This is a genomic window from Bordetella tumulicola (assembly GCF_054779135.1).
The window spans coordinates 107,955-123,200 of the sequence record NZ_BAAGYU010000008.1; the positions used below are offsets into that span (position 1 = coordinate 107,955).

At 60.7% G+C, this 15,246-nt stretch carries 12 protein-coding genes and 1 tRNA gene; 6 read left to right on the top strand and 7 right to left on the bottom strand.

All coding sequences use genetic code 11. From position 1 onward, the window contains the following. Positions 1 to 38 precede the first annotated feature (38 nt). The 4 genes from purN (at position 39) to ACYVDM_RS15770 (ending at position 6,009) form a co-directional block, all read left to right on the top strand. The gene (gene purN / locus ACYVDM_RS15755; protein ID WP_415792393.1) at positions 39 to 704 is read left to right on the top strand and encodes a phosphoribosylglycinamide formyltransferase; all 666 of its coding nucleotides are present in this window, start codon (positions 39 to 41) and stop codon (positions 702 to 704) included. Positions 705 to 980: 276 nt separating this feature from the next. Then, positions 981 to 2,270 carry an RsmB/NOP family class I SAM-dependent RNA methyltransferase gene (locus ACYVDM_RS15760; RefSeq protein ID WP_415792506.1) on the top strand — a complete coding sequence of 430 codons (1,290 nt, stop codon included), beginning with the start codon at positions 981 to 983 and terminating at the stop codon, positions 2,268 to 2,270. A gap of 212 nt (positions 2,271 to 2,482) precedes the next feature. Further along, positions 2,483 to 3,673 carry a DesA family fatty acid desaturase gene (locus tag ACYVDM_RS15765; protein WP_415792392.1) on the top strand — a complete coding sequence of 397 codons (1,191 nt, stop codon included), beginning with the start codon at positions 2,483 to 2,485 and terminating at the stop codon, positions 3,671 to 3,673. Beyond that, a complete protein-coding gene (locus tag ACYVDM_RS15770) occupies positions 3,670 to 6,009 on the top strand; it encodes a UvrD-helicase domain-containing protein (protein WP_460475421.1) in 2,340 nt (779 codons plus the stop codon). Before ACYVDM_RS15765 ends, ACYVDM_RS15770 begins: the two co-directional genes overlap by 4 nt. Positions 6,010 to 6,149: 140 nt before the next feature. Here the strand turns inward: ACYVDM_RS15770 and ACYVDM_RS15775 are convergent, their stop codons facing one another. From ACYVDM_RS15775 to dapC, 5 genes are read right to left on the bottom strand one after another with little or no spacing between them, the layout of a single operon-like run. After that, entirely contained in the window at positions 6,150 to 8,102 is a 1,953-nt protein-coding gene (locus ACYVDM_RS15775; protein ID WP_415792390.1) for an ABC-F family ATP-binding cassette domain-containing protein, read from the bottom strand. Further along, positions 8,099 to 8,989: a 50S ribosomal protein L3 N(5)-glutamine methyltransferase gene (prmB, locus tag ACYVDM_RS15780; protein ID WP_415792388.1), complete on the bottom strand. Its 891-nt coding sequence runs from the start codon at positions 8,987 to 8,989 to the stop codon at positions 8,099 to 8,101. The genes ACYVDM_RS15775 and prmB overlap by 4 nt, the downstream gene beginning before the upstream one ends. A gap of 6 nt (positions 8,990 to 8,995) precedes the next feature. Further along, a complete protein-coding gene (dapE, locus tag ACYVDM_RS15785) occupies positions 8,996 to 10,135 on the bottom strand; it encodes a succinyl-diaminopimelate desuccinylase (RefSeq protein WP_415792387.1) in 1,140 nt (379 codons plus the stop codon). Then, on the bottom strand, positions 10,135 to 10,956 hold the full coding sequence (gene dapD / locus ACYVDM_RS15790) for a 2,3,4,5-tetrahydropyridine-2,6-dicarboxylate N-succinyltransferase (protein ID WP_415792386.1): 822 nt from the start codon (positions 10,954 to 10,956) through the stop codon (positions 10,135 to 10,137). Before dapD ends, dapE begins: the two co-directional genes overlap by 1 nt. 28 nt (positions 10,957 to 10,984) lie before the next feature. Continuing rightward, the gene (gene dapC / locus ACYVDM_RS15795) at positions 10,985 to 12,181 is read right to left on the bottom strand and encodes a pyridoxal phosphate-dependent aminotransferase (protein WP_460475422.1); all 1,197 of its coding nucleotides are present in this window, start codon (positions 12,179 to 12,181) and stop codon (positions 10,985 to 10,987) included. A 44-nt stretch (positions 12,182 to 12,225) separates the two neighbouring features. Between dapC and ACYVDM_RS15800 the strand changes: the two genes are divergently transcribed. Continuing rightward, positions 12,226 to 12,312: transfer RNA gene (locus tag ACYVDM_RS15800), tRNA-Leu, on the top strand. 81 nt (positions 12,313 to 12,393) lie between these two features. Beyond that, on the top strand, positions 12,394 to 13,356 hold the full coding sequence (locus ACYVDM_RS15805; protein ID WP_415792384.1) for an alpha/beta hydrolase: 963 nt from the start codon (positions 12,394 to 12,396) through the stop codon (positions 13,354 to 13,356). Positions 13,357 to 13,448: 92 nt separating this feature from the next. On the opposite strand, the gene ACYVDM_RS15810 is transcribed toward ACYVDM_RS15805, so the two are convergent. Continuing rightward, on the bottom strand, positions 13,449 to 14,297 hold the full coding sequence (locus ACYVDM_RS15810; protein WP_415792383.1) for an IclR family transcriptional regulator: 849 nt from the start codon (positions 14,295 to 14,297) through the stop codon (positions 13,449 to 13,451). 183 nt (positions 14,298 to 14,480) lie between these two features. Then, positions 14,481 to 15,239 (bottom strand): SDR family NAD(P)-dependent oxidoreductase, encoded by a 759-nt coding sequence (locus ACYVDM_RS15815; protein ID WP_415792382.1) that lies wholly within the window; start codon positions 15,237 to 15,239, stop codon positions 14,481 to 14,483. Between the last annotated feature and the right edge of the window lie 7 nt (positions 15,240 to 15,246).

A 15,246-nucleotide genomic window follows, 5' to 3' on the forward strand; every position in this document is an offset into this window, starting at 1 on the left:
TTACAATTTTAGGTTGGCTTGCTTTGGAATATCTCATCTTGCTCGAATCTTCATCCTCAAAACGTCGCCTGGTCATTCTGATTTCGGGCCGGGGAACTAATATGCAAGCGCTGGTGCGTGCCTGTCAGGATCAGGCATGGCCGGCCACGGTCGGTGCCGTCATCGCCAGCCGGCCCGATGCGGGGGGCTTGCAGTGGGCCCGCGAGCAGAATATTCCGACCGGCGCCCTGTATCACAAGGATTTTCCCAGCCGCGAGGCGTTTGACGCGGCCTTGATGCGTGAAATTGACCAGTATCAGCCCGATTACGTGCTGCTGGCCGGGTTCATGCGGGTGTTGACACCGGGTTTCGTTAATCATTATGCGGGACGCCTGGTCAACATCCATCCCTCATTGTTGCCGATGTTTCCGGGGTTGCATACGCACGCCCAGGCCCTGGCGACAGGGGTGAGGCTGCATGGCTGCACGGTACATTTTGTGACGCCGGTCCTGGACCACGGCCCCATCATTGCCCAGGGCTGTGTTCCGGTGCTGGCCACGGATACGCCTGATATGCTCGCGAATCGTGTGTTGGCGCTCGAGCATCAGGCTTATCCCTCCGCCGCACGCTGGTTGGTCGAGGGGCGGGTTCACTTGACCCCTGATCAGCGTGTCGAGGTCGATGGCGAACCACAACGCCTATTTATTTGGAGCGACGGCGCGTAGAGTGCATCGTTGGCTCCCTGGTAGTTTTTCGCTGACGCGATATCGCGTCAGCCCTGAGTTCATATTGGCCACGGCGCTGCCCTGGCCCTGCATGGAAATATCATGAGCAAGAATCCCGCCTCCCGCCCGCGTTCCGCAGGCGCTTATTCCGCAAACCGCTCCGAATCAGCGGCGCGTGGTGGCGCACGGCGCGCATCGGGTCCCCAGTCCCGGCAACCGGAGGCGGACCAGCCGCGCGTCCCTCGCGCGGCCATCCGTATTGACCAGGTCCAGCGTGTGCTCGGCGAAGTCCTACAGTGGACCTATCCCGCGGATGCTACCTTGTCCCATTGGTTTCGCGCCCATCCCACGCTGGGTGGGCGAGACCGTGGCGAAGTCGCCGAAGCCGTCTACGACGTGCTGCGTCACTTGCGGCGTTATCGCCAGCTTGCCGAAAGCGGCAGCGGCCCGGCTTCGCGCCGTCTGGCGATTCTGGGGCTGGCCGCGACATTGGGCGTGCAAACGCTCGAAGAGGGGCTGGACGCTGCCGAAAACGAGTGGCTGCAGCGCGTGGATCGCATCGACCCCGCGACTCTGCCGCGCGCCGTGCGCGCGAGCATGCCGGATTGGCTGGATGAGCGTCTGGGCAAATGGGAGGATGCCGAGTCGCTGATGGCGTCACTCAACCGACCGGCTTCACTCGATTTACGGGTGAATCCGCTCAAAGTCGAGCGTGATGTCGCCCTGGCGGATCTGCGCGACGGCCCGGCCGCGCGCTATGAACCTCAGCCGATGCCATATTCCCCCTGGGGCATTCGTTTGACCGGCCGGCCCGCGGTCAACCGCTGGCCCCAATTCGAGAACGGCAGTCTCGAGGTCCAGGACGAGGGCAGCCAACTGCTGGCGTTGCTGGTGGGCCCGCGTCGCGGCGAGATGATCATCGATTTTTGCGCAGGCGCGGGCGGCAAGACGCTCCTGCTGGGCGCGCTCATGCGTTCTACCGGGCGCTTGTATGCGTTTGACGTGTCGGCCGCCCGGTTAGCGCGAGCCAAACCGCGTTTCGCGCGCAGCGGATTGTCCAACGTGGTACCGGTCGTGATCGACAGCGAGAACGACACTCGCGTCAAGCGCCTGGCCGGCAAAGCCCAGCGCGTGCTCGTTGACGCTCCGTGTAGCGGGATCGGTACGCTGCGCCGCAACCCCGACCTGAAATGGCGCCAGCATCCCGAGGCGCTGGCGGAATTGGGTGCGTTGCAGACGCGCATATTGAATGGTGCGGCACGTTGTGTGGCCCCGGGCGGCCGTCTTGTTTATGCCACGTGCAGCCTGTTGGCCGAGGAAAATGAGGTTCAGGTACAACAGTTCCTGGATTCGCACCCCGATTTCGAATTGCAGGATGCCGCCGAATTGCTGGCCAGTCGTTGCCCGGATTTGAACCTGACGGGCCCCTACGTACAACTGCGTCCGGACGTGCACGGCACCGACGGCTTTTTTGCTGCAGTACTCCAGCGTAAAAAGGCGGCCGCTACGGCACCTGCTCCCAGGGAACCCGAGGACGAGACAGAAAAGCCACACCCCGCAGAGTGACCTGTTTCGAAATGTACATTCGACAGAAAGGCGGGGTGGCGGGCCCCGCCCCGGTAGCGGTCCTCCGAAGGGGAAAAAAGCCGTCATTTGCCGCCCCGGAACCGCTTAGTCCTTGATTTATCACAAAAACTATTTTGTATTCTTGCTGTCATAAGAAAGTCAGGTAAGCTAAACTGCCTCTATTCCTTTATGCGAGGGTCGCTAAAAGCTTTATGGATCAAATCTTTTCCTTCCTCTCCGGCGGGCTCACCCAAGCCAGCTGGTGGCAGATCGTCCTATTCACGCTGGTGGTGACACACATCACCATCGCGGGTGTCACGATCTTCCTGCACCGCAGCCAGACGCACCGCGGTCTCGACTTGCACCCCGCAGTCATGCATTTCTTCCGGTTCTGGCTCTGGATGACGACGGGTATGGTCACGAAGGAATGGGTCGCCATTCACCGCAAGCACCATGCCAAATGCGAAAAAGAGGGCGATCCGCATTCGCCCATGCTGTTTGGCATCTGGAAAGTCATGTTCCGCGGTGCCGATCTATATCGCGTTGAGTCGGCCAACAAAGAAACCATGGCCAAATTCGGCCACGGCACGCCGGACGACTGGCTCGAGCAAAACATCTATTCCAAGCACAGCCTGTGGGGCGTGCTGGCGATGCTGGCGATCGATCTGGCCCTGTTTGGCGCGATCGGCCTGACCGTCTGGGCAGTGCAAATGGCCTGGATCCCGTTCTGGGCGGCTGGTGTGGTCAACGGTATTGGCCACTACTGGGGCTATCGCAACTACAACAGCCCGGATACCAGTACCAACGTATTCCCATGGGGCATCGTGATCGGTGGCGAAGAGCTGCACAATAACCATCATGCTCATGGCACGTCGGCCAAGTTCTCGGCCAAGTGGTACGAGTTGGATATTGGTTGGGGTTATATCCAGATCCTGCGCTTCTTTGGCTTGGCCAAGGTCCGCAAGGTCGCGCCCAAGCTCAAGCTCGAATCCAGCGGCAAAGCCATCGATTTGCGCACGTTGCAGGGCGTGATCACGCACCGCTACGAGGTAATGGCCCGCTATGGCGAGATCATCAAGACTGCCGTCAGCGAAGAGCTCACCAAGCTCAAGCCTTCCCACGAAGACGGCACCCGCCTGCAACGTGTTCGCCGCTGGCTCAGCCGCAACGAAGACGTGCTCCATCCCGAGCAGCGTGCCGAGGTGGATAAGGCCATCGCTAACAATCAGTCCTTGTCGACGCTGGTGCAAATGCGCCGCGAGCTGGGTCGCTTGTGGGAAAGTTCCAGCGCCAGCAGCGAACAGTTGCTCCATGATCTGCAGGCCTGGTGCCAGCGCGCCCAGCAAAGCGGCATCGCCGGGCTCGAGCAGTTTGCTCATCGTCTCAGCCGCTACGCGGCATGATGTTAGAGCAGCTCAATTCCGAACAACGCGCAGCAGTAACCCTTGATCCGCAGCATGCCCTGGTACTCGCCGGGGCGGGCAGCGGCAAGACCCGGGTCTTGACGACACGCATGGCCTGGCTGATTCAAACCAGCCAGGCCAGTCCATTTGGGCTGCTGGCCGTTACGTTCACCAACAAGGCCGCACGCGAAATGCTTTCGCGTATGTCGGCCATTTTGCCCATTGATACGCGCGGCCTCTGGATCGGCACCTTTCATGGTTTGTGCAATCGCATGTTGCGCGCACATCATCGTGACGCCGGTTTGCCCCAGGCCTTTCAGATTCTCGATACGACGGATCAGCTCGCCGCGATCAAGCGCCTGCTGAAAGCGAACGGGGTCGACGACGAAAAATATCCTCCGCGTGACGTACAGCGTTTTATCAACGGTGCGAAAGAGGGTGGCGAACGTCCGGGCGATGTCGAGGCCTACGATAGTCACCGACGTCGTCTGATCGAGATCTATCAGCTTTACGAGGCGCAGTGCCAACGTGAGGGCGTCGTCGATTTCGCCGAGCTGCTGCTGCGCGCCTACGAGTTGCTGACGCGTAATGCTCCTGTGCGCGAACACTACCAACGGCGCTTTCGTCATATCCTGGTCGACGAGTTTCAAGATACCAACACGCTGCAGTACAAGTGGCTCAGGCTGCTGGCTAGCGGCGGGGCGGCGATATTTGCGGTGGGCGACGATGATCAGTCCATCTATGCATTTCGTGGCGCCAACGTGGGCAACATGGCGGATTTCGAGCGCGACTATGCGCACGGCACCGTCATTCGACTAGAGCAAAATTACCGTTCATACGGGCACATCCTGGATTCGGCCAATGCGCTTATTGGCCACAACAGCGGTCGACTAGGCAAAAATCTCTGGACCGAACAAGGCGAAGGCGAGCCTGTCCGTGTCATCGAGCAGCCGTCCGATGGCATGGAAGCCCAATGGCTGGTCGACGAGATTCGCTCGCTGATCAACGAGGGTAGCCTGCGTCGCGAGATCGCCGTGCTCTATCGCAGCAACGCGCAATCCCGTGTCATCGAACACGCGCTGTTTTCTTCCGGTATTCCCTACAAGGTCTACGGCGGCTTGCGCTTTTTCGAGCGCCAGGAAATCAAGCACGCGCTTGCCTACCTGCGTCTGATGTCCAATCCACACGACGATACCTCCTGGATGCGAGTCGTCAATTTCCCGACGCGGGGCATTGGCGCACGCACGCTAGAACAACTCACCGATGCCGCACGCTCGCAGGACACCAGTCTGTACGATGCCGTGGCTCGCGTGGGGGGCAAGGGGGGTGCCAATCTGGCGCAGTTTGCGCAGTTGATCGGCCGTCTGGCGCACGAAACGCGCGATCTGCCGCTTCCCGAGTTGGTTGAGCACATGCTCGAAACCAGCGGCCTCGTGGCGCACTACAAGGGCGAACGCGAGGGCGCTGAGCGCCTCGAAAACTTGAACGAGCTCATCACCGCCGCGGCAGTGTTTGCCGCTGAGGAAAACTTCGAGGGCTTGCCTGCCGGCGTGGTACCCGACGGCTCAGGCGACAGCGCATTGACATCCGACGTGGTGCCCGAAGACTCAGGTGACAGCGCATTGACACCCGGCATGGCGGACGCGCCGCTCGTGACTGATTCGGGCATGACGCCGCTGGCGGCATTCCTGTCGCATGCCTCGCTCGAGGCCGGGGACAATCAGGCTCAGGCCGGTCAGGATGCAGTGCAACTCATGACTGTGCATGCAGCAAAGGGGCTGGAGTTCGACGCAGTTTTCATCACCGGCCTCGAAGAGGGTTTATTCCCTCACGAAAACAGTATTCTCGAGCCCTCGGGCCTCGAAGAAGAGCGCCGGTTGATGTACGTGGCTATCACACGTGCGCGCGAGCGTCTCTATCTGACCCTGGCCCAGAGTCGCATGTTGCACGGCCAGACCCGTTACGCCATGCGTTCGCGGTTTCTGGAAGAAATCCCCGAACAGCACCTGAAATGGTTGTCTCCCAAAGCAGGTATCGCGCATGCACATGCGGGCTTTGGCGAATCGGCGGCACGGTTTGGTCGCGGCGATGCTTTTGGGCGTCGGCCCACCGGTACTATTGCACCGCGCGCCCCGCGTGGTGTGACCTCGGGCGTGATGGTGGGCGATCGGCAGTTTCGTATTGGCCAAGGGGTGCGCCATGCGCGATTTGGCGATGGCACCATCATCGGCCTGAGCGGATCCGGACAAGACGCGCAAGCGCAAATTCAGTTCCGCGATGTCGGCGCCAAAACCCTCGCGCTAGGGATCGCCAAGCTGGACATTATTCAGGGCTAAGGCCACGGCATTGCGCCGTCATAGGCAGTCGGTCTGCCGTTCTCCTGTCCCCGTCTCGTACCGTTGCCGCGAGCGGGCAGGGAACATGGCCAAACGGCGCATCCCTGTGGGCCGCGGGTCCGCGCCCACCCGGGGGTGACCTAGCTGTCGGCCTCTTGCTCGATTTCCTCCAAAGCGGTTTGAATCTCGAGCCATTCCTCTTCGAGTGTGTCCACCCGTTTGCCGAGTTCACCGTGCTCGGCCATGACTTGTTGCCGCTCGGCGCGACGTGCATCCGAATACAAATCTGTGTCGGCGATCAGCGCGTCCAGGATTTGTTGCCGGGCACGCAGCTTGTCCATCTCGCTTTCCACTTTGGTCAGCTTGGCTTGCAGTGGTTTGCGTAGCGTTGCCAGTTTTTGGCGCTGTTCGGCCTCCAGGCGACGTTGTGTTTTGCGGTCGACGACAGGCTCTTCGTTGCCCGGGTCCGCCTCTGCACGGGTTTCGGCTCGCGTGTCGGCGCGGGCCTGCGCGTTACGCACGTTCAGCCAATCCCGATAGTCTTCGAGGTCACCGTCAAACTCGTGCATTTGCCCATCGGACACTACCCAGAAGCTGTCGACGGTCGTGCGCAGCAAATGGCGATCGTGCGACACCAGCAGCATGCTGCCCGAAAATTCGGCCAGGGCGGTGGCGAGGGCTTCGCGCGTTTCCACATCCAAGTGATTGCTGGGTTCGTCCAGCAGCAGCAGATTGGGTTTTTGCCAGACGATCAAGGAAAGCGCGAGGCGAGCTTTTTCGCCGCCCGACATCGGGCCGACTTTGCCGTTGACCGTATCACCAGAAAAACCAAACCCTCCCAGATAGTTACGCAGTTCCTGTTCACGTGCATCCGGGGCCAGCCTGGCCAGATGCTCGAGCGGCGTGCCATTCACGTCCAGCATATCCAACTGGTGCTGATGGAAATAACCGATGGCCAGCCCTTTCGACGCGCGACGTTCTCCTGCTTGTACGGGTAGCTCTTCGGCCAGCGTTTTAATCAGGGTGCTTTTGCCCGCACCGTTGACGCCCAGCACGCCGATACGGGCGCCCGCACGCACCATCAGTGTGATGTCTTTCAGGATGGACACTGGCTGTCCATTCTTGTCGGTATAACCCGCCGCTACCTTTTCTAATACCAAGAGTGGGTCTGGCGTACTCTCGGGCGAGGGAATGCGGATATCGATACCTGCTTCGGCATGCAGCGGTGCCAGGGTCTGCATGCGCGCCAGGGCTTTGACACGGCTTTGGGCTTGTTTAGCCTTCGTTGCCTTGGCTTTGAAACGATCAATAAAACTTTGTAGCCTTGCCGTTTCGCGATTCTGGCGTTCGTGCGCCATACTGACTTGACGCAGGCGCTCGGCACGCTGCGTCAAGAAATCTTGATAGCCGCCGCGATAACGTATCAGCTTGCCATGATCAAAATGCAAGATGATACGGGCCACCGCATCCAGAAACTCGGTGTCATGAGAAATCAACAGCACGGTGCCGGGATACGCTGTCAGCCACTTTTCCAGCCACAACATCGCGTCCAGATCCAGGTGGTTGGTCGGCTCGTCGAGCAGCAAAAGCTCTGACGGCGCCATCAACGCGCGGGCCAACGCCAAACGCATACGCCAACCGCCCGAGAAACTGGCAACGGGTTTCATCCATTGATCCGGGGCAAACCCCAGGCCGGCCAGCAACTGTTCGGCGCGCGAATTCGCGCTCCAGACGCCGGCTTCGGCCAAGGCCGCCTCGAGCTCGGCGATACGTGTGCCGTGGTCATCGTGAACGGTCGCGCGCTCGGCTTGCAACGCGCGCAGGTGGACGTCCCCGTCGATGACGAATTCGCGGGCAGGGCGGTCATCGGCGGCGAGCTCTTGCTGCACGCTAGCGATGCGCCATCCTGCCGGCACGCTTAGCGTGCCCGCATCTTGATCCAGCGCACCCGTGAGCAACGCAAACAGCGAGGACTTGCCCGCGCCATTCTTACCGACAAAACCGACCCGCTCACCGGGGTTTACGACAAATTCCGCGCCATCGAGCAGCACCTTGGTGCCACGGCGCAGCGTCAATCCAGAAGCACGTATCACAACTGCTCGCGGGTCAGTAGCAAAATTTCGTCCGAGGCTTCTTCGGTGTCCAGCCAAACAGGTTCGAGATCGGGAAAGGCCGCCTCGAAATGCTCTCGTTCGTGGCCGATCTCTAACACCAGTACGCCTTCGGGAGCCAGATAGCGGGGCGCCGTCTGCAAAATGCGACGCACCAGGTCCATACCGTCGGTGCCGCCGGCCAGCGCCAGCGAGGGCTCGTGCCGGTACTCGTCTGGCAATTCGTCCATGGACTGGCTATTCACATAAGGAGGATTGCAGACGATCACGTCGTACGCCGTTTCTGATAGATCATCAAACAGATTGCTGTGATGCAGCGTCAAGCGATCTTGCAGACCATAGTCATCAACATTGCGGCGGGCGACTTCCAATGCATCGGTCGAGAGATCCACCGCATCCACCTGTGCATACGGAAAGGCCATGGCCGTCAAGATAGCCAGGCAGCCCGAGCCTGTACACATATCCAATGCGCGTGTCACCGACAACGGGTCGCGTACCCAGGGAGACAGGCCCTGATCGAGCAGCTCCGAGATGGGCGAGCGCGGCACGATGACGCGCTGATCCACATAAAAGCGATGGCCCCGCAGCCAAGCCTCCTGCGTCAGATAGGCCGCTGGCAGGCGTTCGGCAACACGTCGGTCAATCAACTGCAGTACCTGCGCACGTTCGTCGGATGTGACTCGTGCATCCAAAAAAGGATCTAGCGTGTCAGGCGGCAAATGCAGCCCGTGCAGCACAAGATAGACGGCTTCGTCCCAGGCGTTGTCAGAGCCATGGCCCAGCGCGATGTGGGCCGCGTTAAAGCGCGACACCGCATAGCGGATCAGGTCGCGCAGGGTCTGCAATTCGTGGCGGTCAGATGACGGCATAGCGCCTCAGTGAGCCAGCAGCAGGTTTTCTAACGTGCGCCGGTAAATGTTCTTCAGGGGATCCAGGCTGTCGAGCGCAATGCATTCGTTCACCTTGTGGATCGTGGCATTGCAGGGGCCAAACTCAATAACCTGCGGGCAGATTTTGGCAATGAAGCGCCCATCCGATGTGCCGCCCGTGGTGGATAGCTCGGTCTTGAGGCCCGTCTCGGCTTCAATGGCGCTGGACAGTGCGTCGGTCAATGAGCCTCGCGGTGTCAAGAAAGGCTCTCCGCCCAGGTTCCACTGCAAGTCATACTCCAGGCCATGGCGATTCAGCACCTCGTGCACGCGGGCTTTCAGCGAATCAGGCGTACTGGCCGTGGCGAAGCGAAAATTGAACAGTGCGACAGCCTCGCCGGGGACCACATTGGTGGCGCCGGTGCCCGCATTCAGGTTCGACACCTGGAACGTCGTTGGCGGGAAATACTCATTGCCACGGTCCCATTCGATGTCCACCAGTTCGGCCAAGGCGGGTGCCAGTTGATGCACGGGATTGCGGGCCAGGTGAGGGTAGGCCACATGACCTTGAATGCCCTTGACCGTCAAATGGCCCGATAGCGAGCCGCGGCGGCCGTTTTTGCAGATATCGCCTAGATCAGCGGTGGAGGTGGGTTCGCCAACGATGCAGTAATCGAGTTGCTCGCCGCGGGCTTTCAGGGCGTCGCAAACGATCACCGTGCCGTCGATGGCCGGGCCTTCTTCGTCCGAGGTGATGAGAAAGGCAAGCGAGCCGGGGTGTTGCGGGTGGGCCGCCACAAATTCCTCGACCGCCACCAGAAAAGCGGCGATTGAACTCTTCATGTCGGCCGCGCCGCGGCCGTACAGAAACCCGTCACGCTCGGTCGGCACAAACGGATCACTTTGCCATTTTTCGCGCGGGCCGGGTGGCACGACATCCGTGTGCCCGGCGAAGACGGCCAGCGGACCTTCGGTGCCACGGCGGGCCCAGAGATTCGTCACACCGCCTTGCGCGATGGTTTCGCAATGAAAACCGAGTCGGCTCAGACGCTCGGCCAACAATTGCTGGCAGTCCTCGTCATCGGGGGTGACCGAGGGGCGGGCGATCAGGTCTTTGACCAGATCCAGTACGGCGGAATTACGCATTAAGCTCTCAGCAAATCGTTGATGCTGGTCTTGGCACGCGTTTGCGCGTCGACACGCTTGACGATGACGGCGCAAGCCAAACTGTGCGAGCCGTCTTCCGAGGGCAGAGAACCCGGCACGACCACAGAACCCGAAGGTACACGGCCGTAGACGATTTTGCCCGTGGTGCGGTCATAGATCTTGGTGCTTTGCGACAAGAAAACGCCCATCGCCAACACGGAGTTTTCTTCGACCACGACGCCTTCGACCACTTCGGAGCGTGCACCGATAAAGCAGTTGTCTTCGATGATGGTGGGGTTGGCTTGCAGGGGTTCGAGCACGCCGCCGATGCCGACGCCACCCGACAAGTGCACGTTCTTGCCGATCTGCGCGCATGAGCCGACGGTCGCCCATGTGTCGACCATCGTGCCTTCGTCAACGTAGGCGCCGATGTTGACGTACGAGGGCATCAGCACCACATTCTTGGCGATAAACGCACCACGGCGAGCGACGGCCGGCGGCACGACGCGGTAACCGCCGGCCTGGAATGCGGTCGCGCCGAAGTCGGCAAACTTGGTCGGCACCTTGTCAAAGAAGGTCAGGGGAGCCTGACCCATAACGACGTTGTCTTGCAGGCGGAACGACAGCAGCACCGCCTTTTTGACCCACTGGTGCACCACCCATGCGCCGCTCGACTTATCAGCCACGCGCAGGCGGCCTTCGTCCAGGGCAGCGATGGTGTGCTCAACGGCGTCACGCACTTCGGCGCTGGCATCGCTAGGCGACAGATTGACCCGGTTTTCCCAGGCGTGTTCGATAGTGGTTTGCAGGTCGAGAGTCATGACACTTTCTTTATATTGAAAAGGTTGATCAAGCAGAAGTTTGGACAAAATGGGCGATACGCTCTGCAGCTTCGACGCATTGTGCCAGCGGCGCAACGAGGGCGATACGTATGCGACCCGCGCCGGGATTGATACCGTGCGCTTCGCGGCCCAGAAAACTGCCGGGCAGTACGGTAACACCGGTGCGACCATACAGGTTTCGCGCAAAACTGACGTCCGATCCGGGTGTCGGCACCCACAGATAAAAGGACGCTTGCGGCATGCGCACATCCAGCACGCGCTGCAAAATAGGCACTACGGCTTCGAATTTGGCTCGATATTGATGACGGTTGTCGGCAACGTGGGCTTCGTCGGTCCAGGCGGCCACACTGGCCGCCGCAATCACCGGACTCATCGCACTGCCATGATAAGTGCGGTACAGCAAGAAGCGGCCGATCAGCTTGGCATCGCCCGCCACAAATCCCGAGCGCATACCTGGGACGTTCGAACGCTTGGACAGACTGGAAAAGGCGACCAGATTGGCATAGTCGTCGCGGCCCAGGCGCCGGGCCGCCTGCAGTCCGCCCAGAGGTGGATTGCCTTCGTCAAAATAAATCTCGGAATAGCACTCATCCGAAGCGATGACAAAGCCATAGCGATCCGAAAGGTCGAACAGCACGCGCCATTCGTCGAGCGACATGACGTTGCCGGCCGGATTACCAGGCGAACACACGAACACCATCTGCGTTCGCTTCCAGACATCGGCCGGCACGCTATCCCAGTCGCAGCCAAAATCACGCGCCGGGTCGGCATTCACGTAATAGGGCGTCCCGCCGGCCAGCAGCGCCGCCCCCTCGTAGATCTGATAAAACGGGTTCGGGCAGACCACCAGGGCATTGGCAGCCGGATCGACGACGGTTTGCGTAAAGGCAAACAACGCTTCGCGCGAGCCCAGCACAGGCAAGACCTCGCGGTCGGCGTCCGGGGCCGGGATGCTATAGCGGTGCGCCAGCCATTGCGCGATCGTTTGCCGCAAGACGGCGTCACCCTTGGTCGCTGGGTAGACCGATAGTCCTTGCAAGCTATTGCAGAGCGCTTCGCCAACACGGGCCGGCGCCGCATGCTTGGGCTCGCCAATCGACAAATTGATCGGCGCAAGCCCTTCGGGTGGCGCCCCTGCCTCGTTCAGCAAAGCACGCAATTTTTCGAAGGGATAGGGATGCAGGGTATCGAGTCGTGGATTCATAAGCAGGATTTTAGCAAGCAAGCTACAATAGCGGGCTTGGTACCGCGAAGGTGGCGAAATTGGTAGACGCACCAGGTTTAGGTCCTGACGCCGTAACAGGTGTGGGGGTTCGAGTCCCCCCCTTCGCACCAAGATTATGTATTACCCGGTTAGCCTTGTGCTGACTAATAGTAGGCTTCCTCTCTCTAATCGTTCAGGCGGGTGGTCCAACGATGGCTTACGATCCGGGTATTCAAGCGTACGTCGATCGTACGCGCAATGCGCTGGGAGACATGGCCGACCTGGGGGCCTTGACACTGACGCAGCGACGCGCGCGCGCAGACCGTACCGCGGCACTGATCAACGAACCTTATCCGGCCTGGCTGGAGGTCAATGACACGTATATCGTGTTGACCGGGCGCGAGCTGCTTGTGCGGGTCTACCGCCCGCGCGCGCAGGGGCCGTTGCCGGCCATCGTGTACCTGCATGGCGGCAGCTTCATGGCGGGCAGCCCGCAAGGCCATGATTTCATCACCGCCAGCCTGGCCTGCAACACGGGTGCCCTAGTGCTCAGCGTGCATTACCGGCGGGCACCCGAGAACCCTTATCCTGCACCGACCGATGACGCATACGAAGCCCTGTGCTGGGCTGCGCGCGAAGCCGATCTGCTGGGCATCGACCCCACTCGTATCGCCGTGGCGGGCGACAGCGCCGGCGGTAATCTGGCGGCTGCCTGCACGCTGTTGGCGCGCGATCGTGGCGGCCCGCACTTACGCATGCAAGCGCTGATTTATCCGACGCTGGATGCCGATTTCGATACCCCGAGTTATCTACACAACACCGAAGACGCCTTCCTGACGCGCGACGCCATGAGGGTCGCGCTGGAAGCGTTTTTGCCGTCGGCGGATACCCGGCACGATGGCTATGCACTGCCCATGCGCGCCGAGAGCCACACGGGTCTGCCGCCAGCTTATCTACTGCTGGCCGATCAAGACCCCTTGCTTGATGATGGCAAGCGCTACGCCGAAAAACTCCGCGCCGCGGGCAACCCGGTACAGGTGAGCGTCGGCACCGGCATGATCCACGGCTTTTTGCGGGCGCGCCGGCTAAGCGCGGCGGTCGATACTGAGTTCCACCAGATGTGCGCGGCGCTGCGCCAGGCATTGGCGTTGCCTGAGCCCGCTGAACGCTGGTAATCGTCTGGGGCCTGCCTCGAAGCGGGTCTGCGCTACGCCGGCATCTCGGCGGCCGGCCCAGTCTGGTGATTGCAGCGGCTCAAGCCGATGAGCTAATCGAGCCGAAGGCGGCCAAGCTCGGGCGACATGCGGTCGGCAAACGCCAACATCGCTTCCGCGACTTCGGCAATTTTCTGATCATTCATCGTGTAGCTGAAATTCGCCGCGGTCAGCACCAGCGCCAACGGCCCTTCCTGCGAGAAGATCGGCACCGCAATCTGCGTCAGCCCACTACGCCTGTTGCCCTGATCCAGTGCGAACCCGCGTTCGCGCGTGGCGTGCAGACGTTCGACATACTCTTCGAACGTAGGGCGCCTGAACCATTCCGTCTGGTCGAATTCTGCTTCGATGAATTCTGGGGACGCCCCGGAGAACGCCGCCATGACCAATCCCGATGCGCCGGAAAATCGGGGTGATCGGCGGCCGACGCTGAAATAGCTGTCGACACGAAAACCGCCACCTACGAAATCGAGCAAGACGAGGTCGTAGCTTTTTTCGACTTTCGCCAATGCAACCGTTACGCCCACGCGTTCAGCCAGCGAGAACATTTCGGGCCTGATGACATCGAGCAGTCCGCTGGTGCGCAGCACGCCGTGGGCCAGTTCAAGCATCATGATTCCTATGCTGTAGGTCTGGTCGCGTTCGTTGTATGCCACCATGCCTTCGCGCTGCAGCGTTCGAAGAATATTGAACGCCGTTCCGCGATGCTGGCCGGTTTCCCGGGCGATTTCGCTGGCTCGTTGGGGGCGCTGTGCTCGATGCAGGGCGCGCAGCACGGCCAGTCCGGAGATGATGGCGCCTACCGGTTTGCCTACGACTTTTTCGGTCGTGTCTCCGCGTCGGGTCTTTGCAGGTCTATTAGGCTTGTTCGATTGCGGCTCAGCCTTGTGCTCAGTAGTCAAAATGAAAGGTCCCCAATGACGGCCGGTTGCTGCTGGTCACAGCGATAGCCAAGGATATTGTTGTTTCCGTGAGAGAACTGCTGTGTTCTAGTTGAAATCAATAATACCTTAGACAGACATATCGTCTTGCCTGTCTACCGCCTATGTTCTGCGGCTAGGGCGGTGTGGATGACCGGGCCGACATCAAGGTTTCAAGGGCACGCCCGCTGTGGCGCCACCGTCCACTGCGATCGCCGTGCCCGTAATGAACGCTGCCTGGGGCGTACACAAGAACGCAATGGCTTGCACCACATCGGCTTCGGTGCAGAGCCGACCCAGCGGCGTGGTCGCGGACAACGGGAAGCTGCCTCGGGTGGGATCGGCCAGCAGCTTGTCGGTCAATGGTGTCTTGAGCATGCTGGGACATACGCAATTGACCCGGATTTGGCGAGGGGCAGTTTCCAGAGCCAACGCGCGGACCAGGAACTGTAGTGCCACCTTGGATGCCGCATAGGCGCCGTTGCCGGCCTTCGGACGTTGTCCCGACGACGAAGACACCGCCACGATCGATCCGCCCTGCCCGGCAAAGCGTGGCATCGCGGCCTGTACGCATCGCCAGAAGCCCTTGGTGTTCACATCGAAAGTCAGATCGTAATCGGACTCGGTCATGTCGGCCAACGTGGCCGGAAGCAGCACGCCCGCGGTATATATCAACGCGTCGATATCCCCGTGGCGGGCTGCTCCCGTGGCGAACGCCTGATCCACGCTGGCACGGTCTCGGACGTCTGCCGCCAGCGCCAACAGGCGGGCTCCAGGTCGGGCCAGAGCGCGTTCGGCTTGCCGCAACTTGGCGTCGTCGACATCGACGATGGTGGTGGCCACACCTTGATCAACGAAATATCGTGCCGCTTCCAGGCCGATCCCGGACGCGCCTCCTACTACAAACACGCTTTGGGTACTCATGATTTTC